This window comes from Spirosoma jeollabukense (genome assembly GCF_054777855.1).
Genome location: NZ_BAAHAD010000010.1, coordinates 94,862 through 120,264, shown reverse-complemented (window position 1 = coordinate 120,264; position 25,403 = coordinate 94,862). Strand labels below are relative to the sequence as shown.

The following is a 25,403-nucleotide window of genomic DNA, read 5'->3' as shown; positions in this document are numbered from 1 at the left end:
GTTACTTTTGAACCTATGTAGCCCACCGTAACTTTCAAAAACCATGATTACCCGAATTGAAGTCAAGACCTTTATTGAGGATTTTATTTGCCCTAAATGTGGAAAGGGAAACATGCGAAAGGCATCTGATGCCGTTGGTGGTGGCAGTATCCATCGATGTGAACGATCAATAGTCTGTGGACACACAGTCAAGTTAGACACCAATGTTTCGTATCCCCGTACCATCACCGAGTACGTAGAGGCCGATCCTAAAGAAATCTCGTTCAACGTATCTGGAGCTAGATAGCGGTCTGTTACCTGAGTACCTAATACATCATTTATATAAATCAGTAATTATATAAATGATGTATTAGGGGCTTGTTCCTTCATACAAGCCTATCTAATTTGCCCCGCTATGAAGGTAATCACCATCGCTCATCAGAAAGGCGGGGTTGGCAAAACGACCCTGGCTATTAACCTGGCTTACTGCTTTGCGGAGAACTCGCGCGTTGCTCTGGTAGACACCGACTATCAGGGATCAATCACCGATCTAGCGGAGTATTTGACCGGCATCGATATTGTGCCCCTGGACGATTTGCTGAGTGGCAAGCTCACAGAGTATAAATTGGTGATCGTCGATACCCCGCCCTATTTATCAAATCGCCTGGCAGAGTTGTTTGCTGTTTCCGATTACGTGCTTGTGCCGACCAAGGCGGGCATTATGGATGCCATGGCCATCCGCGCAACAATCGCCTTGCTGAGGCAGAGTATGGAGCTTAAGCCCGCCCTTAAAGCGGGTATAGTCCTCAGCATGGTTTTAAGCCGAACAAGCCTGACCGATGAGGTAAAGGAAATACTATCCAAGTACAGTATCCCTCTGCATAACACAGCCATCAGCCAGCGGGTCAGTTACACCCGATCCGTAGTTACTCAGGGTGTTTTTGGTAGTGATGATGACCGGGCAAAGGAAGAGGTCGTAAACCTGGCCAGTGAGATACTGGATCGACTTCCCTAATGGCAATACAATCAATGATACTGATCTATGGCAAAGGAATATAAAAACACCATGAAGGCATTGAGTGATAAGCTCAACAGTGAACCGATTAAAACACCGATTCAGGAGGTACGGCCGGTTGAGTCCGCAGCTGCACCGTCGGCACCTCAGCCCGAAACGGTTAACACTCCCCGAAAAGAAACGCACGTTAATTTCTGGGTACCTGAAGAGTTAATGGAACGGCTCAAAATCCATGCAGCCAAGAGTAAGAAAACGATTAAGGAAATCGGAAATGAAGCCTTAGAAGCCTATTTGCCCAAATATTAGAACTATGGAATCTTATATCAAACCAGAGGACTTGAAGTCCCAAGTTGACACAAACACAGATACCACCGAATTATCTGTTAGTCCTGATCAGTTGCAATCTGTTGGATTGATTTTGCAACGTGGTCAGGGAGCGGTGAAAGGAAGCGGCAGGTTATCGGGCATCGTTACCCGGCCTTCCTCAAAGAAATCTCAGGATTGAAGTGTAGCAACTTATTTACCTAATTAAAGGCAATTGTTTTGAGTACTTAAACAGGAGGTAATGATTGTGAAAAACAGGTACTTAGGCTACTGAGCCAAGGCCTGAAAAAATCTGAATTTTGCCACGATACGTGTGAGTCTACACCCACGGTTTAGCTGGCAGAAGTGGTGAACATATATATGCCCCCTATCATATGTTATAACAAATAAGGGTGCACCTAGACGGGGCACCCTTATAAACTGTCTTGCTAGGCTTCTACTATCGTCCGAATGATCCGGCGGATGATTCGGCCCGACGTAGTATCACCTTCAGATCAGACCCACTAATAACCCCACCAACCTCTATTTTGTGGTGTACGGTCGACGGGCCAGGTTGCCGGTCTCTTAATCGATCAAACCCTACGTTCGAATTTCGGCTGAGCCGTTCACTCATCCAATTCATATTCGGAGTTCTATTGATGTCAGTCATCCAAGCAAAATCAGGTTGCCTCATGGATTTTATGGATGAGAGTTGGCTAAAACTGGTCAGCTCCTGTTTGAATATTTTGGCCATCAATCGCTCGGGTGTGGCAATCTCCTTGTTAGAGCCCGCCCCGGGATATTCACCAAATAAACCCAGTGTCGGCGAATCAAATACGCCCCCTTTGGCATACTTGCCGATCCCCTTCACGGCGGCTCCACCGGCAATCATAACCCCCGCAGCGGCTAACTGAAAACCTACCGGTATGGACAGCAATGGAGCGAAGGGACCAGCGGCCACGGCTGCCGTTTCTTCGAACAAAGCCGCTAATGCCAAGGCCTCCCCCTGTTTGACTAAGTAGTTGCCTAAGGTATCAGTTATGCTTTGAAGAGCCGCTTTCAGCGGATCACCCCCACTACCCAAGGCGGTCCCAATCGACTCCAGAGCCGCAAAGCTGGCCTGTGTAAACATCATAGCAGCAGCTTTCATCTGTTGACCCAATTCCACGGCCGTGACATTGACCTTCTTGCCAGCCGCTTTCATGGCATCGATTCGCTTCTGAGCCTTTTCCGTCCATTTGCTATCATTCCCGTCCCCCGTCTCAGTTTGGGCATTGGCTGAGCTGGCCGCATTGGTTGCCGCGGCCAGCGCTTCTTTCAATGCTTTGAGTTCTTGCATTAGCTTGGGCGGTACAGCTAGATTATTCAGCGTTAACCCGGCAATAGTAGCCAGTATCGCCTGAATCTCTTTCTCTATAGCCTCTAAGCTAGGCCTGGCCTTTTGCACATCAGTCAAGAAATCATTGATTCCTGTTTTGACGAAAAAGCCCGGTGGTAGCAACTCTTTCAGCTTACCAAACTGTTCCACAATAGCCGCGGCCCGTAGATCGGTGCCAGGGCCGAGAATGGCGTTTATACCCAGGATATCAGTCTTCTGATTCTTCGAGGTCAAGGCCTGTATGCTTTCAACCGCAGATCGAGCGTTTGCCAGATTATCGACTAACTCTTGAGAAGCATTACCCCCCAGGTTTTGAATCTGGGTTTCCAGTTCGGCAACGTACCGTTTCAGAATGGCTAAATCACCGGTTTGTTGAGCAGTGGCGCTCTTCCCTGACGTCTTCGTCGAGGATTTGGGGCTGATGTCTTTAACGGCATCCTCAGCTGCTTTCAAGGCGGCTGCTTTACTTTCGTAATCCGTTTGCAGAGAAATCGGAATCTTGACCTTTACCCCGTTTTTAGCAACAAAATCTCTGATTTTTTTGCTAGCTGCGTCAACATCCGCCTTTAAGTCATCATAGGCGGAACCGGTAGGACCACCCACCGCTACAGCCGGTTTGCCCTGAGTAGTACCGATCTGACCCTGCAACCGGGTGATTTCACTCTCACCTAGTTTTTTGTCAATCTGGTGCAGTCTGATTTTCTCCTGAATCTGCTTGATTTGAGCCTGATAGCCATCGACTGTCGTTTTGGTTAGATCGGCTTGCCGGATGGTATTATCTCCCATCAGCTTGTTAAGCTCCGCCTGTGCTTTCTTCTGTTTGGCCGCTCCATTCTCCAAGGCTGAGGCAATAAAATCAGCAGGGTTACCCGCACTTTGCCCGAAATAGCTGGGACGAAATTCGGAGGCCTTTTTTTGTTGAGCGATCTGCTTGGCCAGTTCGATCCGCTGTTTACTGGTCAGTTTCTCCAGTTCGGTAATGGGTTTGCCTGATGACAAGGCTAGGTGTTCTAACGCATCCTGTTGGACCCTGATAGCCGCGGTCATTTCCTCGGTCGCCTTCTTGATTTTCTCCTCACCCAGGGCAATTCTGATCTTTTTCTCATACTGGGTATTGACATCAGCCAGTCGACGGGCTAACAGATCCGTCGTGGCTGACTCACTACCCAGGTTACCCAGAAATTCAGGGTATTTCTGATTTAATTGCTGAATCAGACTCAGTCGAACCGTTTCATTGTCATTAGCCAGGGCGATTGCACCGACCAGGCCGTTGAGCTCACTTTGCTGATTACGTAGATCCTCAACCGGGGAGGTGCCAATCAAATCGGTAACGACTTTCAGAAAGTCTGAAGCTGCACCGAGTGCCAACTTATAACCGCCGGATATCCCACTATTGCCCAACGCGACCAGTAGCCGGTCATAGGTATCACTCAGGTTGCTGACAATACCTTCCTGCGTTTGTGCTACGGCACTCATGCTACCGGCTACACCTGCAAGCTGACCAAACTTCTGAATGGCCCCGGTAATAGCCTCACTGTTGTTTTTGACGGTCTGGGTAACACCCTTGAACGACAACGTTACCTGATCCCCTGACTTGGAAGCCCGTATCCCAAACTCTTTCAGGCGTTCAAATTCAGCCGTCTGCGCATCTAATATGGCCTCTGTGAGCTGGTCAAACCCTTTACCCTGTGAGGCAGCCAAATCACCAAAATTGGTCAGTTGCTCTTTAGTTGGAACTAGCCCCCGGTTGACGAACTTGATAAACGAACCGGTTAATTCCTCCAACTGGTTCGGTGTTTCGGCGGCAAAATCAGTCAGGCCCCGCAGCTGGTCCTTGGCTCCGGATCCGCTTTGCAGGCCGTTGGTCAGAATGCTAAGGAATTTTTCCGACTTGCCCGAAGCGTCAGTTATCGCACTGCCGAAGCTTAGTAACTTATCGACTGCAAAACCACCCGCTACAACGTTCTGAACGGAGGCGAATGTGCTCTGATATGAACTTAACTGACGGGCTCCTTCCCGGTTTATATCCGCTAACATCCTGGCGGATTCTCTAGCTCGTCCCATTGCCTGACTATTACGTCCTAAACCGGCTTCGAAGGTCGACGAAGCTCCACTCGATGACTGGAAGGAGGTAACTAGATCGGCTATGTCCCGAGTAAGGAGATCGGTTATTCGTCTGGCGGCATCTACCGCTGATACGTACCCGGTAGTTGTGGCGGTTATTGGGATATTCGTTGCTGCTCCCATAGTGATTGGTAGGGTATACGTTTAAAAAGTTGAGGTTGACGACTAATTATCAAATCGGGGCAGGTAGGCGTAGGGCTTCAGCGACAGCAATCGGTCACTTTTGTTCCAGGCATCCTGATTGATCTTTTCCAACCAGGCTAAGTGCCCCCTGGCGACGTTAGGGCCAAGAAATCGCGCGAAATTCGTATCAAAGAAAATAAACGGCGTTGTGATGACTCCATCCACTTCTTTGGGGCTGGCATCAATAACGGTTATCCCTTTTGGAACGGCGTAGGGCCTAAAAAGCATGAAGCTTTGTGGCCACGGTAAATTTCTGGCGTTGATATCAGCTTTGTATGCCTCATCGGCGTAGGCATTTACCAAAAACTGAAAGGGTATAACGGGACTGCTCATTATAAACTCACCTTTTTCAGTAGGCGATACAACCATTATTTCACCGGCACCCTGCACTAATCCCCCCTTACTGGCATCAATAATCAATCCTTTCTCCTGGCATTCATAAAAAAAATCGGGCTTCATATACGTTCGCCCTTCCTGCTCATAATAACTCATTGTTACGGTGTTAAAGTGACTTGATAGATGTCTCTCTAATATAACGCTTATTGGTATACGTTGGTCGGATAATCTCCTTTAATTTTTAAATAAGTCGCTGACCTTCATGTATATACACGAAATGATTTAAGCAGGCAAATCCTTGGAGTACCTGGAGCGCAAATAAACTTTTACATATCGTGAACTTTGGAGACAGTAGCCATGTTCCCATATTGGGAGCATAATTTTACAGCTTATTATCATTGCATCCTTTTCCATACTTACTCTCACTTAAAGACCTGTTTCATCCATGACTTCGCAAACCACAGACCTCCAAAAAAACATCAGTCCCCATGAGACTAATTACGCGGAAGTACATCATCAATTTTTACAAAACGTATTCAACATCTAAAAGCAGTTTAGAAGCATTCGTAGCTGAAGTAGAAAGCGCCAATTGGGAGAAACCCAGTGACGTTATTGCGGCTTATCCCTCTGCGGATGTTATAACCGGTAAACGGTTTGTCTTTAACATTAAGGGCAATTCATACCGCTTGGTTGCTGATATAGAATTTAAGAAGAAACTCGTCTTTATCGTGTGGATCGGCACCCATGCCGAGTACGATAAAATCGATGTGAAGACAGTTAAATATGCTAAAAGTGATTAAGACCGAGGCCGAATACGAAGCCGCTTTAGAGCGCGTGTACGACCTCATGCAATTGGATTTAGCCGATGACTCTGACGAGTCTAACGAACTGGAAGCGCTGGCGTTGTTCATAGAAGACTATGAGAGCAAGCATTATCCAATAGCTCCGCCAAGTCCTATAGAAGCCATTACATTTAGATTGGAGCAACTCGGTAAGGAAAAAAGCGAGCTGGCCAAGATCCTGGGTACCCGGGCCCGTCAGTCCGAAATCCTGAGCGGTAAACGTAAACTGAGTTTAGAAATGATTCGAAAACTACACTCGATACTTGGCATCCCTGCCGAAAGCTTGATAGCTGCCTATTAGGCTTTTTTTATTTACCATTCACCCTAAATTCTTGTCGATTCAGGGCTATTTCACTGCCGCATAATAAATCTAGGTTGAGCATTAAGTGCTAGTGGTATTCATTCGCAGGAAACCACACTATGCAAGACCTATGAAGCTAATCTGCTTTTCTGTGCTATTGTGCATATTTGCCTCTTGTTCGCACAAGCTAATAAGGCAAGCCGCCAAAGGTTCAGTTGAACGACATTACTATGTGATCTCGGAGAAATCAACCTGGTACATGGATCGCAATGTAAAAAGCACACATCTGCCGGACTTGATGCCAGGTGACACTATTGCGGTTTTGGGCCAACCCAAAGTACCAGGTCAGTAGAATGTAATTGAAAGTAAAGGTGCATTGGGTTATGTTGCTTACTTTTCAACCTTTCCAACAGAAGAGGAAATTGCTAGAATTAAGGACAAAGAACCACATTCAGCTTTTAATCTGGCTAACGGTTTTGGTATAGGCTTTGGGTTTGGTACAGAAAAAGCCTTGCAACTAGAAGTTCTTTACAAGCGAAATAGGAGTATGTTTCGTGCAGGCTATCTCTATCAATTTAATGGCCAGCTAGGAAAATTAGAAGGTAGTCGACTGTCGAACTACGGCACCGCTGTTATTGGCAGCAATACTTATTTTATTGCATTCCTGGCGGGTTATGACTTTTGGCTGACGGACAGGTTGGCCATTGGGGTAGACGGCTGTATTGGCACCAATGGGGCTTATCGAAACTATTCAGATAAGAGATTCAAAGCGGGAGGCTATCACATGATTACTCAATCAGAATTGGCCTATGGCTTTGGCGGAAGAATTGACTACTTAGCCTCCAAACTGATTATGCTTTCGGGGGGCTATAATTACCTAACTGGTGCAAACCTGACTATTAGCTTCGTACCTTATGGATATCGCTAAACGTAGATAAATTAGGGACATATTGTACTTTGCTACTATCACCTGCTAACAGGCTCAAAACAGGTATAAAAAGTAGTTGGTAACAGGGAATTATTAGGGAAAAAGAAGATTACTTGCGACTCATTCTTTACGGTAGCGCCGGTTTCTCGTTTGACATTTTGGTCAAATGAACAATAGGCTTCACCTTCAAAATATTCCTTCCTTAAAACCCGAATTGCCACTCTTTTTACGATAACATACCTACCTTAATGATTGTGTATTTTTACAATAGATTAATAATCGTTACAAGTAGAAATGAAATTAAAAAATAAACAGACCATTCAGACGAATAAACCAAGCATAGCCTTTAATCCGTTCGGAGTGGTAATAGTTGGCCTTGAGACAATTGTTACAATTGTTATTTATGGCTTCACTGACCTTTTGCCTAAACTTTTAAAGTCATTGGGCTGGGATGTACTTATAAAGCATTGGATTTCTACACCTAGTTCTGGACCCTGGCTCTCATTACTAATTTTTCTCGCTGGCGTTCAGCTATTTAAGTTTAAGCAGTCGAACCAGTTTTGGTATGGCATAAGCGAGGTTGGCTTTGCTATTTCAAGCTATAGTTATTTCTTGATAACTATTCGATTGCAAATTTTAGATAAAGGGTTTGGAACTGCATCTTGGATTAGCCTTATTGGGGCACTTTACTTAATTGTTAGGGGTAATTCCAATATTCATGATGGATTAAAAAGTGAAAAGGGGTTTTGGAAAAAATCTTGGGTTGAAAAAACGATAAATAAGCAAAATCGCTTAATTGGTAGTATGTAAGTCCACGGAAGGAAATAAATATCCGGTCTTAGTTATCTGGTTATTTACTACCATTTAAGGATAAGTTCGAGATCACCTTTTTACACTGTGCCAGTCCCTCTCCTATCCATTCCTATATCAGAACCAGCTAATAGTACAACGGCTCTACATTGTTTATCCGTTACTAGTTTCAGTGTCGGATTATCGGCTCTCTTCACTCTCCTAGGCCGGTCTAGGTATGCATGAAATATGGAGGTTTTATTAAAAATAAATTGACCTTTCGATAAATTTTTTACCTGCCTTCGCAATATTTGGTTCTTATTTGTTACTTGTCATCGACTATATAGCTGATAACCAACAGCTTAAACTAGATATTTTGTACCGGCTCCCGGTACAAAAACGACGCCTGATTAACTAGAAATAAGTTAGTTAGGCGTTATTCTTTTTAGGCAGTGTGCCGTTAGTTTAAATAGTACTCCAGAAAACAAGCTGATTATCTGTTCTCCCTACCAGTCATTTATTAATTCTTTTGTGCAGTTAGTTGGATATATTGTTTTGGCGGCACTACGTCATTTTAGGCCTTAACGAGCCAAATCCACGCCAGTCCAATTATGCAGCAATGAATAGACCCGCCTTGATTAAATTGAAAAAAGCCAGCTCCTAAGGAACTGGCCTGTAAAGTCGGCACATTCACGCCCTACTTTAGCGCTTGCGTGAACTATAAAACGGCCGGTGAAAAAAATAGTGTAGCCAATTCCAGGATACTGAAGGCTGTTTCAGATCCCCTGGTGCTTCACTCACTATGCTGGATACTGCATTGAGCTGAGTGCGGTACTGTTTTAGATTTGCTTTATTGCCTCTTTGAGTCGTTTTCATAACTATTCAAGTACGCTAACTATTGTCTACCAAGTGCTTACCGCTACGCTGGATGGCTTAACCGCTGTCCGACCCGTAGACGAATCGATAGCCACTTGAGCCATGACCTTATAGAATCCTTTAACAACTTCTTCAATCCGTTTCCAGCCTTCCTCACTACGTAGATCCAGCCCAATCATAGGACGGTCGTTCTGAGCCTGAATGGTCAGAAAAGACAAAGCACCTAATATTACGGCTGAAGTAGCCTGATGATCTCCCCCTTCGACAAAAGCCAGTTGATTAACCAACCGGATCAGTTCCGTATCCAGGCTACTGCTAACTACGTCGTTCAATGAATCTTTTTCCTGAACGGTAGCCTTGAGTAATTCACGAGAAGCTCGGGAAGCCCGTAACTGGCGAAAGAGTTGCAGGGATTGATTAGACCAAACAGAAGCCAATTCTCCTGGTTGAAAGGGTTGAATCTGTTCCAGCCAGGCGGGTGTGTAATGAGGAACGATGCGCCCCATTCGTACGTAGTATTCCAATAACCCTTCCAGGCCACCAAAATAGCGATAAATAAGGACTTTGCTCACCTGGGCCTTCTCGGCAATAGCACCAATAGCTACTCCCTCCAATCCATGTTCTGTTAGTACTTGTTCCAACGCGTCCACAATACGTTGGGTAGTAGCGACTCTATTGCGATGCTGTTTTTCCATATTAGTTTGCAATACGTTGATAACGTTATATTACTAGACTCAATAGTTTTCAAATAGTCACTTTTTTGATACTATTTTTTTTAATAAATTTATAATTAACAGGCGTACATCTCCCCTAAGTGACGGAAATTCCATATTCAACCATTTAGTTAGTATAATTTACTCAATTGTGTTGTGTATATATTTTAGTATAAGTGGCTAAAACAAAGCATTCCTCTGGCGCCACAGTTTAAGTAAAATGACACTACCATAGCCCGTTAGTTCCTAAAGCACCTTTTTGACCTCTTGTAGTGGGTTAAGTAAACTAGTCCTTATCTAATAGCTAGGAATGACTGAAAGAAGTGGACTTGTAACTTTTGTTGCTAAGTTTGTTATCGCTACCTTAAGCACCATGAAATTAACCTGGACATTCTATAAAGCTGGCCAATCCGTTACGTTGACGGTTATTTACGTTGCCAGCCTCGACACCCAGAACTTACTCTCTGGTGGTTATCTTGACATTGATGCGAACACCGCTTATGTAAATTGGGAGACCTTCAAACGCTTTAATAGCAAGTTAGTAGCGGAACGTAAAGACGCATTCGGGATGCTACAAAGGTTGCCCGACAACATGGAATACCGCGACGAGCGTTTGTTATACATAGCCAATGGCAGTGAATTTGGCCCGAACTATACAAGTCCTGCTTCAGAACCCGATCCACCAACGCCGGAGTGGACAGAGCAACAAGTCAAGCAGGCATTTGCCGAATTTGAGCATATTCCTATTCCCCGTTATATTGATTAGAAGCCTTTTATAGTTCGAAGGGTAAAACGTTTTCGCGTTTCCCCTCACTAAATACGGGAAAATCCCCGTTGCCTGCCGTATCTATTTTGCCCTATTTTGGATGGTTCACCAGTTGATTTCAAGCTATCAACGCTGTTTCAAACTACTAATGACTATCCACGATACGTATGGCTATTACGCAGTTATCACAACTGGATTTACGGTCCTTAAAGCCGCCAGGCAACTACCATCCGTCACCCGTAGCCTGGGAAGACCACGTATTTTATTTCCTGTTGATCGACCGCTTCTCCGACAATAATGAACTGGGATATAAGAATATAGCCGGGTTCACGGTAACCTCTGGTACAACCCCCGCCTTCACACCAGCCGATAGCAGGAATGCCGTACAGAATGAAACAGATGCAGCGGAATGGCGAGCGGCCGGTGGAAAATACGCTGGCGGAAACCTAAAAGGGTTGACCAGCAAGATTGGCTACCTTAAGCGCCTGGGCATCACAGCCATCTGGGTTAGCCCAGTGCTTAAACAAGTGCATTTTCAGGAAACCTATCATGGGTATGGCATACAGGACTTTCTTCAGGTAAATCCACAGTTTGGCACAGACCAGGATTTCAAAGACCTGGTAAAAATCGCTCACGATCATGGCATCTATGTAATACTGGATATTATTCTTAACCATGTCGGAGATATTTTTAGCTACGATCCTACCCGTCAGCCCAACTATCAGACGGATGGCCATTTTGATCCCCGCTGGGACAGAAATCCTTATCCGGTACTGGGATTCAATGACCCGGCGGGCAATCCTACCATACCTTTTGTACATACTGATCTGACTAATCCAGCGGGTTTCCCGGATCGAAACGGAGCGATCTGGCCGGTCGAGTTTCAGAACCCTGGTTATTATACCCAAAAGGGACGTATCACCAACTTTGATTATGACCCCGAGTTTCGGGAAGGAGACTTCTTCGACCTCAAGGATGTAAATCATGGCGCAGGCGATGTCGATAATTACCTCCCTTCCCAGGCACTTCAGGATTTAGCCGAAGTCTATAAATATTGGATAGCCTTTGCCGATATCGACGGTTTTCGCATTGATACGGTGAAGCACATGGACCTGGGAGCTACTCGCTTCTTCACGTCGACCATGCATGAATTTGCGCAGAGTATTGGCAAGGACAATTTCCTGCTTATCGGTGAGATCACTGGCGATCGGAAGTTTGCGTTTAACACGATGCAACTAACTGGGCTGAATGCGGCATTAGGCATAGCCGATATTCCTGGTAAACTGGAATTCCTGGTCAAAGGCTTGAGTGATCCCAATGAGTATTTCAGCCTTTTTCGCAATTCTGAATTGATCGGCAAAGGTACGCACACTTGGTTTCGGAATAAAGTGGTTACCTTTTTCAATGACCATGATCAGGTTGGACGAGATCCTAAAGAACGATTTTGCGCTAACCCCAGCCAGGCGAAACTGGTACTCAATGCGCTGGCAATCAACGTATCAACGCTTGGTATCCCCTGCATTTATTACGGCACTGAGCAGCGCTTCAACGGGCACGGTGGCGGGAATGGCGGAGACCGTTACATCCGAGAGGCCATGTTTGGCGGTAGCTTTGGCTCGTATGAAAGCAAGGGCGTGCACTTTTTCAATGAGGATAGTCCGGTTTATCAGGAATTGGCTAAAATCATTCAGTTGCGAAAAGACAATGCCGCGCTACGTCGGGGACGTCAATACTTGCGACCAATTTCCGGCGATGGTCAGCATTTTGGGTTGCCAACATTGCTTGGTGGTCAAATTCACTCTATTGTTCCCTGGTCCCGAATTTTGAGTGAAACAGAAATTCTCTTAGCGATTAATACAGACCCAGATAATGCCAAAACAGCCTGGGTTACGGTTGATGATTCGCTTAATAAACAAGGTGACACACTAACTTGCTTTTATTCAACTGATCCAGTACAGATCGGCACGCAGGCGCAACTTGAGGCTAGAAACGGGTTATCGGTACAACTAACCGTCCCGGCCGCCGGCTTCGTCATCTTCGGACAGAACACGTAGTATTTAACTTACCAGGCTAAATTCCCAACAAAAAAATCCTCATAAGCAGTTGTCTATCAGCTACCTGTGAGTAATTTTTCTGCGTAGTTTCCAACTACCTGATAGTATTCATTACACCTTACTTTCGGGATACATTTTCTTATGATTCGCTACCAGAATCGCGTACTGCTCCGGCGTTAGAATAGGTTTGTAATTATGTACTTTCTCCGTCTCGATGGCAATGGCGAGAACCCTTAATTTTTGCTGACTCATTCCCGACGCTTTGAGTTTCTTGACGCCGTCGTTATACTTGACCGTAGCGTTGGTGATCACCTCCCTGGCCTTGGGCAATTGCGCATCGGTCAGCTTAAGCCGCTGCTTATCAGCTTTTAGCACCGACTTAACGATCATACCAATTGTAACGCCATTGTTAAGAAAAACAAACTTTTCATTCTCTACCGATGCTGGCGTCTGCGCAAACGTCAGCGAGAAGTAGCTAAACAAAAGTCCTGTGGCTAGGATGATTATTTTCATTTGAGTGGTTTTAAGAGTACGTTCAAGCCCGGCCAATATACTATTATTTCGCATTGGCTGCGGCCTGGCTTTTTTGGCGAGCTTACTTTCTATAAGTACAGGCAAGGCCAAAAATAACAAACGAGGCTTTGGGAAGCCTCGTTTGTATTTAAATTAAACCCCGGCGGTAGCATTAATATCCGGCATTCTGGGGGAACGTAGTCTTGTTATTATACACGTCAATCTCTGACTGTGGGATTGGGTAAACGACGCGGTAATCGGGCATCGTAATTCCCGTCACTTTGATGGCGGCAACCGCAGTTCCAGTACGTATCAGATCAAACCACCGGTCGCTCTCCAGGGCCAACTCCAGGCGACGTTCGTTTATTACCGCCGTTTGGAACGCTTCTTTCGTAGCAAGCTGAGCTGCTGTATAATTGGCAACACCCGCCCGGGTCCGCACCCGATTCAGCACAGTAAAGGCTTCGCCACCCGCCTGATAACCAACGCCGTTCAACGCTTCGGCATATAACAATAAGACGTCGGCATAACGTAGCACCGGAAAATCGTTTCCTACGTCGCTCGTTGCCGATAGTTCGTCGTAATACTTCCTCGGCACAGAATTGATACTGGTAGGCACCGGGATCATCACTGTTAATGGTAGCCGTTTGTCACCCGCTGGATAAGCGGCCCGCAACGACGGCTCGATAGGATCGCCAATGCTGGTGCCGAACCACGACCCGTGTCCTTCCCCTAGCAAACCGCCTTTTTTGAACTTCACCGAAAATAGAAGCTCGGCGTTATTTTTATTGGTCACGAGGAATACGTCGGCAATGTTAGGGAGTAACTGATACGTAGTGCTGTTTACCAGATCCTTTAACGTATTCACCGCCAGATCATATTTCTTTTCTGTCACGTAGACCTTACCCAGCAAGCCTTTGGCGGCTCCGGAGGTTGCCCGGCCAACGTCGTTACCGGTGTAGCTAACGGGCAAACCAGCCGCAGCCGCCGTCAGGTCTTTTTCGATGGCAGCATAAATATCCGTTATCTCGTTACGCGAATACGACCGGGCGTCCGTCGTCGTACCAGCCGTCAACACGAGCGGTACTTTGCCCCACAAACGTACCAGGTTAAAGTACGAAAGTGCCCGAATGAACTGCGCTTCCCCTTTATAGCGCGCTTTCAGCGTAGCGTCCATCGGGACGGCGTCAATCTTGTCCAGGATCAGATTACAGCGATTGATGCCGGTGTACAAACTACCCCACGTATCGCGCAGAACGCTATTGGTCGTTGGCTCGATGAAGCGATCAATGTTATACCGCAAACCCGAACCCGATGATGGATCATTGTCGAGCACATTGTCGCTTCGGGTCTCAATAATCGTGTTATAATCGCCACCATACTGGTTCGGGCTTTGCAAGGCGTCGTACGCCCCGTTAACCGCGTTACCAAAATCATTGGCGGTTTTATAAAAATTATCGACGTTCGGCTGCGACAGAGGTTTCAGGTCCAGAAAATCTTTCTGGCAGGCGGTCAGGCCCAGGATGGCCGCAAAAAGTATCGTTATTTTTTTCATGGCTGTTTAGAAAGATAAGTTTAGACCAACCGACGTAGTACGGGGCAGCGGATACGTACCATAATCCTCGCCCGACGATAATGCGCTGTCGGGGCGGCTGTTTACCTCAGGATTGTAGCCCAGGTATTTGGTAAACGTAAACGGATTTTGGGTGGTCACGTAGATACGCGCCCGGCTCAGACGCAGCTTCTGCAGCAAGGCTGTTGGGAGGGTATACCCCAGCGTGATGGTACGAATACGGACGTAGGAGCCGCTTTCGATATGCCAGGTCGAGATTTCGCCGTTTGAGCCCGAAGCCAGACGGTTCGCCCGGTTAACCAGGCCATTGCCCGGATTTTCTGGCGATTGCCAGCGATCCAGTGCGCCTTTGAACAGATTGCCATTCCCCTCCATATTATACACGTACCGACGTAGCAGATTCAGGATTTTATGCCCCTGAACACCCTGAATGGCAAAGCTCAGGTCGAAGCCCCGATAGGCGAAGTTGTTGGTAAACCCAAACGTGTACTTCGGAAAGTAGCTACCCGTAATGGTCCGGTCGCTGTTGAAATCAATTTTCCCATCTGGTTTTCCATCTGGCCCACCAGCAACGTCGCGAAATTTAAAATCACCGGGACGGGTGGTCGCCGTATGGGGATAGGCATCAATTTCGGCCTGATTTTTAAAGACGCCGTCATTGATCATCGTGTAATATTCACCGATCGGGTGGCCAATCTGCGTGATGAACTGCGCTCCGGCAACCCCCCCCGCAACAATAATGGGATCACCGGAAGGCCCGAGCGCGATCACTTTGTTGCGGTTGGCAGCGATGTTCGCACTGGCATCCCACCGGAACCGGCCAAACGTTTGATGCGTCCCTACAGTAAACTCAATCCCCTGGTTGTTTACTTTACCGATGTTCTGCAATTCGGTGCTGAAGCCCGACGCCCGCGGCACGGGTACGTTCAGCAGCAGATCAGACGTGTTGGCATTGTAATAATCGACGGTCAAATTCAGGCGGTTGCGGAAGAAACTCACATCGAAACCGATGTCGAACATGGCCGTTTTTTCCCATTTCAGCTTGTCATTAGCCGAGTTGCCCGGCGCCAGCCCGCTCACAATTGTCTCATTACCAAGAACGTAGTTCTGGTAGTTGAGCAGACTCACCGAACCATAATTTGGAATCTGGAAATTACCCGTTAAGCCATAACTGGCCCGCAGTTTCAGATCACTCAGCCACGTAACGGGTTTCAGGAAGGACTCCTGCGATAGATTCCAGCCGCCCGACACCGAGGGGAAATATCCATAGCGGTTATTACGTCCGAAGCGCGATGATCCGTCGGCCCGTACAGCTGCCGACAGCAGGTATTTTCCGTTATAATCATACTGAACCCGACCCAGGTACGACAGCAACGACCACTCTTGAACGTCGGAACTACCCGACGAAACCTGACCCGCGTTGAGCGTGTACACCAGATCGTTCGGGAAGTTGGTGGCCGTGAGTTCGTTCGCTACCCGACGATCTTTCTGCGAAGAGAAGCCCGCCAGCGCTGAAACGGTATGCAGCCCGAACGAATGGTTGTAGTTCAGGGTGTTTTCAACCAGCCAGTCTACGAAGTTCTGGGATCTGGAAAAGCCTGTTGGGGTCGAAGGACCTTTCCGATCGCGAATTTCGAGCGTCGATGGCCGGTAATAATCCCGTTGGAACGTATTGATATCGGTACCCAGGCTCAGTCGATATGATAAATCTTTCGTGATGTTATACTGCGCATATACGTTTCCGAGTACGCGCAACTGGCTCATTTTATCACTGACCTGATTGGCAATGGCTACCGGATTCAGAATCGACGTAGCCCCATACCCCCAGCCATTGTTCCCAAAATTATACGTACCGTCGGCATTGTAGACCGGGAAAATAGGAGCCGACTGCAAGGCCAGCCCCACCACGCCCTCGCCCAGATAAGGCCCTTCAGCTTTCACCAGGTCATGGTACGAATACGTTGGATTGAGGTTGATACCCGCCGTTAATTTGCCAACTTTAACTTCAACGTTAGCGCGAGCACCATAGCGCTTAAAACCGGAACTGATTACGACACCCCGCTGGTTGAGGTAGTTACCGGATACGTAGTATTTAACGTTGTCCTTACCGCCCGAAATAGACAAGGTATGATTCTGGATAGTTGCCGAGCGAAAAATAGCATCCTGCCAGTCGGTATTGGTCAGGCCGGGCGTACCGGAAAGGTAGGGCACGATTTCGGGCTGAATCAGCGTACTTGGTGCGCCCACGCCCGCATTCCGGATCGTGTTCGAATCGGTTGGTTTTCCCGTCGGATTCCGGTCGATGTAAGCGTTGTTTTTGGCCTCGTAACTCAGTTGAGAGTACTGATAGGCATCGAGCAGGTCAATTTTTTTCGTCACCTGCTGCACCCCCACATACGAATCATAACTTACGAGAGTTTTGCCTTCTTTACCGCGTTTGGTTGTCAATAGCACAACCCCATTTGAACCACGTGACCCGTAAATCGCCGATGCCGACGCATCTTTCAGCACCTCAATGCTTTCGATGTCATCGGTGTTTATCGTACTCATCACGTTGATCGGGTTGTCGGGAAACTGCGTGTTCGTGCTACCGGTCGCGTATTTTGTATCCCGGGAAAGCGGAATACCGTCAATAACATACAACGGATCATTACCCGCGCTAATCGAACCAGTTCCCCGTACGCGGATGGATAAAGCGGCACCCGGCGCGCCCGACGTTTGCGAAACCTGCACCCCGGCAATTTTAGCGGCCAGTGCCTGATCGAAGCTGGCTACGGGCTGGTTCGCCAGATCTTTTGCTTTTACCGACCCAATGGCTGTCGTTATATCGCGTCGGTTCTGCACCCCGTATCCCACCACGACAACCTCACTCAACGCATTGTCGGTAGCGGTTAATTGCGCATTTACTACGCTCCGATTCCCTACGGCGATTTCGAGCGGCTGGTAACCGATAAACGAGAAAACCAGTATTTTTCCCGTTGCGGGTAAACTAATCTGGTACTTACCCTGCGCGTCGCTGGTAGCACCAACGTTGGTACCTTTGACCTGCACCGTTGTACCGGCCAGCACATCGCCGTTGGCACCGTCTGTCACTGTACCGGTGATCGTTGTTTGAGCATGGCTGAGTTGAGCTGTTAGGATAAACAGACTCATCAGCAACCATCGTCTATACCCTTTTTGGGTAGAATCTGGTAGCGAAAAATACATAGTAAGCTAATTTAGTTTGAGTACTATTTGTGGGCCTTTGGTGAACAGAACTGCCTATAACTTTCCCGTGCAACCAGGCAACTTACAATATTACCGACATTCCATCAGTCTAGGTTTATTGCTATTACTATTTGATTAATCAATTTTTAACATTTTACAGAACAGTCTTTCTTATATCTTAATAATTAAGGATTTTCTCACCAAAATACCAAATTTTCAAGTATCTATAGTCACTCTATATACTTTAATAAAGCCTATTTGATTCATGTACATCCGGCGCGGCAATAATCAGATTTCAAAAAAACTTCGTACTTTGATACCGCATGTTACGAAGACACAATTTTACGGCGCTACTCCTGCTTGTTGCGCTAACAGGCACGGCCCAAAGCTTACCTATCCTTTCTCAAAATCCGGCAAGTCTGCATTGGTACCGGCTGACCACTCCCCATTTTAGCGTGCTTTATCCCCGCGGGTTCGACTCAACGGCTCAGCGCACCGCCAATCGGCTCGAAAGTCTGTACGAACCCGCCAGTGCATCACTCGGGAAACAGCCCCGGCCTATTTCGGTACTGCTTCAGAATCAGACAACTAACAGCAATGGATTCGTTACGTTGTTTCCACGTCGGTCGGAGTTTTATGCCGTAGCCCCGCAGGACCCCAATCTGTCGGGTACATTGAACTGGCTCGATCTGCTGGCTGTCCATGAATACCGGCACGTTGTTCAGAATGACAAAGCGCTGCAAGGATATGGGCGAGTTCTTTATACTTTACTGGGCAGTGTGGGCCTGGAATTTCCTTTACTAACGGTACCCGACTGGTTCGCAGAAGGCGATGCGGTTAGTAATGAAACGTTATTAAGCAACAGCGGACGCGGCCGGATTCCGAACTTCGATCTGGGCATGCGGGCGAATCTGCTGGCGGGAAAACAATTCGATTATCCGAAGGCGGTTGGTGGTTCATTTCGCGACAACGTACCGAATCACTACGTGCTGGGTTATTTCCTGACGACTTACCTCAAACGTACCTATGGCCCCGATGTGTGGAGCCGCGTCCTGAATCGCAACTACCGGCGGTGGCCGTTCCCCTTTGCCTTTTCGGCCAGCATCAGGGAGGAAACCGGGCTAAGAACCGAAGAGCTGTATCGAAAAACGATGGACGATCTAGTGGAAACATGGCAGAAACAGCAGGGAAGTCTGAACATCACACCCGCCACTACGTTCTCCGTCAATGCAGAAAAACAGCAGTCTCAGCGACCGAATCCACGGCGGCCAGTATTCACCAATTACCAGCATCCGCAATTTCTGACTGACTCTACGGTTCTCTGCGTAAAAAGTGGCCTGGGCGATACGCCAAGATTGGTGATTCTGGGGAAAGACCAACGCGAAAAGCAGACCTTCGTTCAGGGATTTACCAACGATCCGGGACTGCTTTCTGCTACGTCTGCCAAAGTCTGCTGGATTGAATACGGCTATGACCCGCGCTGGGGCCAGCGGATTTATTCGAACATCCGACTACTCGACATTAAGACCGGTAAACTTACCCGGTTAACGCACCGCGCCCGGTACACCGTTGCGGCCTTATCCCCCGACAATACAAAACTCGTCGTCGTTGACAATACTGATCGCTATAAAGTACGTTTGCTGATACTCGACGCCAAAACGGGCAGGATTCTAAACGCTTTAGCCAATCCCGACAATGTGTTTTATCAGCATCCGCGCTGGTACGAAGACAGCAAAACGTTCCTGGTCGTCATCCTTAAAGATGGCCGGAAAACAATTCAGCGTATTGATACCGAATTAGCTACGCATACTGATCTTTTGCCCTCTGTTAACGAAAACATCAGTAATCCGCAGCCTTGGGGTAAGTACGTTTTGTATAATTCACCCCGGTCAGGCATTGATAATCTGTATGCAGTCGACATTACATCAAAACAGGTTTTTCAGGTTACCTCACGACCGTTGGCGGCCTATCACGCAGCAGTTTCCCCCTCGGGGACACGATTAGCGTTTGAGGATTTTTCGGCAACGGGTTATCGCATCGCCGACATGCCGCTGAATCCCGCGGACTGGAAACCCGTAACGGAACCCGCTCAGGAGCAACCACTACGTTACTTCGGTGCGTTGCCAAAACTGGAACCGGGGGGGGCAGTGGGTCGTAAAATCCTATCCTCCGACTCGGCTGCCGGCACGATGACAACGTATACACCCAGTCGTTTTCGGCGCCTGCCGAATGCTATAAATGTGTATAGCTGGGGTCCAACGGTTGCCAGTACAGGACAAGCGCTGTCGGTGGGGTTAACGTCGCAGGATTTGCTAAGTACGACCCAGATTGGCGTTGGCTATACCTACAACCAATCTGAACGGGTGGGGAATGCCTACGCCCTGTTGAGTTATCAGGGTCTTTTCCCCATTCTTGACCTCAGTTTTCAGCACGGCACACGTAGTACGTCCCTCTATATCGACCGAGCCCTGCCACTTGACAGCCTGCGCACGGATCGCTGGCAGTATGACCAGCTCACGGCTGGCTTTCGAGTACCGCTGCAACTGACTAATTCTAAATACATTCAGGGAATCAGTCTGTCGGCTTATTACAATTACCTGCACGTAACGGGCTATGACTTACCCTTCCGGTACGTATCGGACGTAGGCAGTCAGGGATCGGTGAATGCGCTTACGTACGGGATTAGTTATTCGCGGTTTCTCCGCCAAAGCAAACGAGACGTAGCACCCCGCTGGGGTCAGTCTCTATCCGCTACGTATCGAAATACACCCTTTGGTGGTAGACTAAACGCGGAGCAATGGGGCGTTCAGGCAAACGTTTATTTCCCCGGACTGGCGAAACATCATTCCCTGCGGCTGCGGGGAGGCTATCAGCAGCAGGCGCAGGGAACGTATCAATTCAGTGCCATCGTATTTTATCCCCGTGGCCAGCTCTACATCGCTGACGACCAGATCAAGGCAGGTAGTGTCGAATACAGGTTACCCATCGCCGATACCCATTGGTCATTGGGACGATGGCTCTATGTTCAACGCATCAAGGCAAATGGTTTCTATGATATGTCGCAGGGCCAAAGTTCAGTAGAAGTTCGCGATGTATTCGGTCGATTACGTGGTTATGAAACCCAGCGCCGTACGTATCAGACTACGGGACTCGACGTATCGTTTGTCTTCAACACACTTCGACTTCGTACTCCTTTCGAGGCTGGTTTCCGCACGATCTACAACGTCACCACGCACCAATGGCTGGTGCAGCCGCTGGTGATAGACATTGGGTTTTAAATGGCATAGAGCATGGGGGGTTGGGCATAGGGAATTGTGCTTTTTACCCTATGCCCACCCCCCATGCCCTATGCCACTTACCCCTTGTAGAACACCCACTTCGCTAATTCCCGGAAGGAGGTTTTCTTGCCATACATCAGGATACCAACACGGTAAATTCGGGCGGCTATCCACGTAGTACCAACGAAGCCCAGGACCAGCAATACCATCGATAATGCCAGTTGCCAGCCGGGAACACCAAAGGGAATACGTACCATCATGACTACCGGCGAGGTAAACGGAATAATTGACGTCCAGAACGCTAAGGGGCCGTCGGGGTCGCGAACGGCGATTTGGGCGAAGGCAATGGCGGCAATAATGGGCATCATGATCGGAAACATAAACTGTTGTGTCTCGGTCTCGCTGTCAACAGCGGCACCCACCGCACCAAACAAGGCACTGTAGAGCAAATAGCCCCCCAAGAAATAGAACAGAAAACAGGCTACAATTAGCGGAATGTTAAGTGTTCCAATGGCGGCCATCACGTCGGCAACGGGATTTTTAGCCGTAGCCATCTTACTCTGAACATCCTGCCCACCCGGCATGCCGTTTATGCGGGCCGTCATAGCCGACTGCGCCGTTTCTTTCTGCCCCATTATTGTTGATCCTACGGTTATCAGCCCGACCGTCAAGACGATCCAGAGCAAAAACTGCGTCAGACCCACCAGGGCTACGCCAATAATTTTACCCAGCATCAACTGAAACGGCTTCACCGATGAGATAATAACCTCGACAATACGGCTGGTTTTTTCTTCCATTACGCCCCGCATCACCTGGGTTCCGTAAATGAGCACAGAGATGTAAATGAGTAAGGCACAGAATCCGCTGATGATGGTGGTGGCGATCCCGTTGCTGCTCTTTTCGCCTGCATCGCTCAGGCTGATTGTCTGGGCGTCAACGTTAACTTTGGCATCCTGAATAATTTTTTGTGTAATACCGGCCTGTTCTAACTTAATGGTTTCAATTTCCTTCGAGATAGCCCGCTCAATCTTACTCTGCATGGATAGGCTAACGCTTTTTTCGGCGAAAATCTGGACGGTTTTGGGCCGTTCTATTACGTCCTTTGGAATGAATACCAGGGCATTATAACCATCTTTAACAAACGATTTCTTAGCGGCAGCCAGCGACTTGTTTGGGAAGGAATAGACGGTTTCGTCATCGTTTTTGAACTTACCGGCAAATCGTCCGCTTTCGTCGACTACTTCAATTTTCTTCTGGTTCATTGAGCTGACAGCCGCCCAGCCGATGATGGCATAGAAGCCAAAAATCAGCACTGGTCCCAGAATTGTCATGATGATGAACGACTTTTTGCGCACCCGTACCAGGTACTCGCGCTTGATAATGAGAAATATTGTATGCATAATTCTAAAGAGTGAAATCGGACCGCCAAAGCGGAGCGAATGAGTGAAAGAGCGAAGCCAACGACCTAAAGGCGAAATCGGGCCGCCGAAGCGGTGCGAAAGAGAATCGGGCTTAAATTTTCGCTCATTCACCTTTCGCTCTTTCGCCCTTAGGTCGTTGGCACCTCGCCGACTGTCTGGATAAAAATATCGTTCATGCTGGGGATATTCTCGCCAAATGACCGGACAGCTACCCGGTCGAGCAGGTAACGAATAAGGTCATTTGCTGCGGCATCGGGTGGAATTTTGATATTGGTCCGAAGGAAACCGTCGTCCGTCGTCAGGGTGTTCAATACGTCGAAGGCGGGCGGCAGATCAACAATTTCGCCTTTGTACTCAACGTGATACGTATGGGTTTTGAACTGCTCTTTTATCGCCCGCTTGGAGCCATCAAGCACTTTATGCGAGCGGTTGATGAGCGCGATATAATCGCAAAGTTCCTCAACGGATTCCATGCGGTGAGTCGAGAAAATAATCGTCTTGCCCTTATCGCGTAGTTCCAGAATCTCGTCTTTGATGAGGTTGGCATTGATTGGGTCGAAACCGGAGAACGGCTCATCCAGAATGATCAGATCGGGCTCGTGCATGACCGTGGCCACAAACTGCACTTTCTGCTGCATGCCTTTGGAGAGATCTTCGACCTGCTTGTTCCACCACGTTTTGATGTCGAACTTGATAAACCACGTTTTCAGTTTATCCATCGCCTGTTTTTCGGTCAGTCCCTTGAGCTGAGCGAGATACAGCAGTTGCTCGCCAACCTTCATTTTTTTATACAATCCCCGCTCTTCGGGCAGGTAGCCAATACGTTTGATGTGGCTGGGATTCAGGTGTTCGCCACCCAGAAGCACCTCCCCCGAGTCGGGAGCCGTAATCTGGTTGATAATGCGAATGAGTGAGGTTTTCCCCGCACCGTTGGGGCCAAGTAAACCAAAAATACAGCCCTGAGGAACAGACAGACTTACGTCGTCCAAAGCACGATGTTCAGCGTATTGTTTAACAATGTGATGGGTTTCGAGTATGTTCATTTAGTTTAGGTTAACGGTTGGTAACGTTCACTAGACCCAAACTACAGGCATTTGTTACAGAACACCAACAATTTACGGATGAACTGTCAATCGGCCTTTCAAACGGTCATAAAAAAGGGGCCGAGCTTCTTCGGTTATGACCGATACGTTATTGACGCATACAACAGTGATCTCAGTTGTACGAATCTCATACGTATAAAATATAATTCCAGTAATATACCCAGGACTTCCGCAGTTGAGCGAATCAGGTCCGTGACTGTAGAATATGCGTAGCTCGAACAGTTGTTGAGTACGCCCAGCCATTATACTTGTACCAATTGCTTTAATTAAAAATCTAACTTGAGCTACTGATAAATGGCAGGTAGATTTAGTTTCATATTAGCTGATACATGAGTTAGCGAATTCCAGAGGCCAAGCAATTACACGACCAACTCAAGTTATAGAATTACTACTTTCCTCAAGATTTAGCATTCAGCAGAAATTAAGCTTATAAGCCATTATTCAATACAAATCAGACTTGACACTTAATCTACTACATATCAAATACTTGACAAAAACAATCAATATTAATAACCACTATAATAGCCTAAAGGCAAACATTATTTGGAAGCTATTTGAATTAAGTTAACAGAGAAATCCAGCCAATCCAAAGAAACATGTTTTCTTTTAGATTAGCTGGATTGTAAGTATGCATTGCAAGCGAGCGAATTATGCTGTGAATATTGCCTAAAGTTCAATAGATAGCACAATTCCTATATTAATGAATCTTACTTATTGAAATAGTGAATCACCTCAGCATCACCATTATTTGAAATATTAAGCTCACCCATACTAGCGGCAACAACAGAGCCGATACTAAAGACCCCAGTTGTATTACCAGGACTGATTACCCCATTTAACCCAAATGACATCCTGCCAAGAGCAGGGAATATCTGCTTACTGGTTAGTACATAAAAGTCAGCATCCGAATCATCAAAGTTCCAGGCGCTATTCTGCACTGGACGACCTCCTATTAAGCCTGCAAGTGGATCAAAGTTCAAAACAAGTCGACTATCTCGAGCAAGCTTAACGGTTATTATCTCATTGGAAGCTACTGAATTCAATTCCAGCACATTGACTACTACACTAATTGAGGAAGTACCGTAGGTTAAGGAAGGCAGAGCAAAAATAATTGGTACTAAATCCGGGCCTGGGTTAGCAATGACAGCCACTGAACTAATACTATTATCGTTGAACGTTTTATTGTTCGATGTCTGAGAGTCGAGTGAAGCCACCACATCGCCAACGCTACCAGGTTGATCTAGAACAGCACCCCGAACTATTACATTAAACGTTATACAGTTAGAATTGGCTAACGGAACCGTATTGGATAGGCTAATTGTTTGGCCAGTATTTGACAAAACGGCAAAATTTGTCAGTGGGCTTCCATCTATATTGGTTACACCAAGTATGGCTACGTTCGACGCAACTGAAATCTGAGGTCGGAGTTGGCCAACTGGGGCACTTGTATTCGTGGGATCCGTATTGCAAAGATCGACTTGGATTACACCAGTTGTACTTAAAGGCAACGTAGCAGGAACACTAATAATGTTAATCGATACATCCTGTGCAAAGGCAGCGGGTATTGATTGCAAACCTAAAAAGCTAATCAGCAACAGGGCTTTATAGAGAAGTGAAGAAGTTTTCATGCTGGTTTTGATTTGATTGATAATTCTGACTCCGTCAGAATTATCAGTTGTTAGATGATTCACTCGTTTTAGGATCTGGATAAAGGAGTAGAG

Annotated in this window: 20 protein-coding genes; 11 read left to right on the top strand and 9 right to left on the bottom strand. The window is 47.2% G+C overall.

Annotation, left to right across the window (positions count from 1 at the left end; translation table 11 throughout):
- Positions 1-43 precede the first annotated feature (43 nt).
- From ACYVEA_RS27050 to ACYVEA_RS27035, 4 genes are all read left to right on the top strand, one after another.
- Positions 44-286 (top strand): hypothetical protein, encoded by a 243-nt coding sequence (locus ACYVEA_RS27050; protein WP_461116550.1) that lies wholly within the window; start codon positions 44-46, stop codon positions 284-286.
- A 108-nt stretch (positions 287-394) separates the two neighbouring features.
- On the top strand, positions 395-994 hold the full coding sequence (locus ACYVEA_RS27045; protein ID WP_461116549.1) for an AAA family ATPase: 600 nt from the start codon (positions 395-397) through the stop codon (positions 992-994).
- Positions 995-1,021: 27 nt separating this feature from the next.
- A complete protein-coding gene (locus ACYVEA_RS27040) occupies positions 1,022-1,300 on the top strand; it encodes a hypothetical protein (RefSeq protein WP_461116548.1) in 279 nt (92 codons plus the stop codon).
- 4 nt (positions 1,301-1,304) lie between these two features.
- The gene (locus tag ACYVEA_RS27035; RefSeq protein ID WP_461116547.1) at positions 1,305-1,499 is read left to right on the top strand and encodes a hypothetical protein; all 195 of its coding nucleotides are present in this window, start codon (positions 1,305-1,307) and stop codon (positions 1,497-1,499) included.
- A 258-nt stretch (positions 1,500-1,757) separates the two neighbouring features.
- Here ACYVEA_RS27035 and ACYVEA_RS27030 read toward each other — a convergent pair whose 3' ends face one another.
- Together ACYVEA_RS27030 and ACYVEA_RS27025 are read right to left on the bottom strand one after the other, a co-directional pair.
- Positions 1,758-4,922 (bottom strand): hypothetical protein, encoded by a 3,165-nt coding sequence (locus tag ACYVEA_RS27030; RefSeq protein WP_461116546.1) that lies wholly within the window; start codon positions 4,920-4,922, stop codon positions 1,758-1,760.
- 42 nt (positions 4,923-4,964) lie between these two features.
- Entirely contained in the window at positions 4,965-5,474 is a 510-nt protein-coding gene (locus ACYVEA_RS27025; RefSeq protein ID WP_461116545.1) for a hypothetical protein, read from the bottom strand.
- Positions 5,475-5,806: 332 nt separating this feature from the next.
- Here ACYVEA_RS27025 and ACYVEA_RS27020 point away from each other — a divergent pair, with 332 nt between their 5' ends.
- From ACYVEA_RS27020 to ACYVEA_RS27005, 4 genes are all read left to right on the top strand, one after another.
- Positions 5,807-6,118 (top strand): type II toxin-antitoxin system HigB family toxin, encoded by a 312-nt coding sequence (locus tag ACYVEA_RS27020; RefSeq protein ID WP_461116544.1) that lies wholly within the window; start codon positions 5,807-5,809, stop codon positions 6,116-6,118.
- On the top strand, positions 6,102-6,461 hold the full coding sequence (locus tag ACYVEA_RS27015; RefSeq protein WP_461116543.1) for a helix-turn-helix domain-containing protein: 360 nt from the start codon (positions 6,102-6,104) through the stop codon (positions 6,459-6,461). The genes ACYVEA_RS27020 and ACYVEA_RS27015 overlap by 17 nt, the downstream gene beginning before the upstream one ends.
- A gap of 376 nt (positions 6,462-6,837) precedes the next feature.
- The gene (locus ACYVEA_RS27010) at positions 6,838-7,389 is read left to right on the top strand and encodes a hypothetical protein (RefSeq protein ID WP_461116542.1); all 552 of its coding nucleotides are present in this window, start codon (positions 6,838-6,840) and stop codon (positions 7,387-7,389) included.
- Between the two features lie 294 nt (positions 7,390-7,683).
- Positions 7,684-8,199 (top strand): hypothetical protein, encoded by a 516-nt coding sequence (locus ACYVEA_RS27005; protein WP_461116541.1) that lies wholly within the window; start codon positions 7,684-7,686, stop codon positions 8,197-8,199.
- 881 nt (positions 8,200-9,080) lie between these two features.
- Here the strand turns inward: ACYVEA_RS27005 and ACYVEA_RS27000 are convergent.
- Positions 9,081-9,749 (bottom strand): TetR/AcrR family transcriptional regulator, encoded by a 669-nt coding sequence (locus ACYVEA_RS27000; protein ID WP_461116540.1) that lies wholly within the window; start codon positions 9,747-9,749, stop codon positions 9,081-9,083.
- A gap of 391 nt (positions 9,750-10,140) precedes the next feature.
- On the opposite strand from ACYVEA_RS27000, the gene ACYVEA_RS26995 reads away from it, so the two are divergent.
- A complete protein-coding gene (locus ACYVEA_RS26995) occupies positions 10,141-10,533 on the top strand; it encodes a hypothetical protein (RefSeq protein ID WP_461116539.1) in 393 nt (130 codons plus the stop codon).
- A gap of 167 nt (positions 10,534-10,700) precedes the next feature.
- The gene (locus tag ACYVEA_RS26990; protein WP_461116538.1) at positions 10,701-12,587 is read left to right on the top strand and encodes an alpha-amylase family glycosyl hydrolase; all 1,887 of its coding nucleotides are present in this window, start codon (positions 10,701-10,703) and stop codon (positions 12,585-12,587) included.
- A gap of 111 nt (positions 12,588-12,698) precedes the next feature.
- Here the strand turns inward: ACYVEA_RS26990 and ACYVEA_RS26985 are convergent, their stop codons facing one another.
- From ACYVEA_RS26985 to ACYVEA_RS26975, 3 genes are all read right to left on the bottom strand, one after another.
- Positions 12,699-13,100, bottom strand: a complete 402-nt coding sequence (locus ACYVEA_RS26985; RefSeq protein WP_461116537.1) for a hypothetical protein — start codon at positions 13,098-13,100, stop codon at positions 12,699-12,701.
- Between the two features lie 172 nt (positions 13,101-13,272).
- The gene (locus ACYVEA_RS26980) at positions 13,273-14,655 is read right to left on the bottom strand and encodes a RagB/SusD family nutrient uptake outer membrane protein (RefSeq protein WP_461116536.1); all 1,383 of its coding nucleotides are present in this window, start codon (positions 14,653-14,655) and stop codon (positions 13,273-13,275) included.
- A 6-nt stretch (positions 14,656-14,661) separates the two neighbouring features.
- Positions 14,662-17,880, bottom strand: a complete 3,219-nt coding sequence (locus tag ACYVEA_RS26975) for a SusC/RagA family TonB-linked outer membrane protein (RefSeq protein ID WP_461116535.1) — start codon at positions 17,878-17,880, stop codon at positions 14,662-14,664.
- A 323-nt stretch (positions 17,881-18,203) separates the two neighbouring features.
- Between ACYVEA_RS26975 and ACYVEA_RS26970 the strand changes: the two genes are divergently transcribed.
- Entirely contained in the window at positions 18,204-21,158 is a 2,955-nt protein-coding gene (locus ACYVEA_RS26970; RefSeq protein ID WP_461116534.1) for a TolB family protein, read from the top strand.
- 77 nt (positions 21,159-21,235) lie between these two features.
- Here ACYVEA_RS26970 and ACYVEA_RS26965 read toward each other — a convergent pair whose 3' ends face one another.
- The 3 genes from ACYVEA_RS26965 to ACYVEA_RS26955 all read right to left on the bottom strand — a co-directional run bounded on the left by ACYVEA_RS26965 (position 21,236) and on the right by ACYVEA_RS26955 (position 25,310).
- On the bottom strand, positions 21,236-22,558 hold the full coding sequence (locus ACYVEA_RS26965; RefSeq protein WP_461116533.1) for an ABC transporter permease: 1,323 nt from the start codon (positions 22,556-22,558) through the stop codon (positions 21,236-21,238).
- Between the two features lie 149 nt (positions 22,559-22,707).
- A complete protein-coding gene (locus ACYVEA_RS26960; protein ID WP_461116532.1) occupies positions 22,708-23,622 on the bottom strand; it encodes an ABC transporter ATP-binding protein in 915 nt (304 codons plus the stop codon).
- Between the two features lie 767 nt (positions 23,623-24,389).
- Complete coding sequence (locus tag ACYVEA_RS26955) at positions 24,390-25,310, bottom strand: hypothetical protein (protein ID WP_461116531.1); 921 nt, start codon at positions 25,308-25,310, stop codon at positions 24,390-24,392.
- Positions 25,311-25,403: the final 93 nt, after the last annotated feature.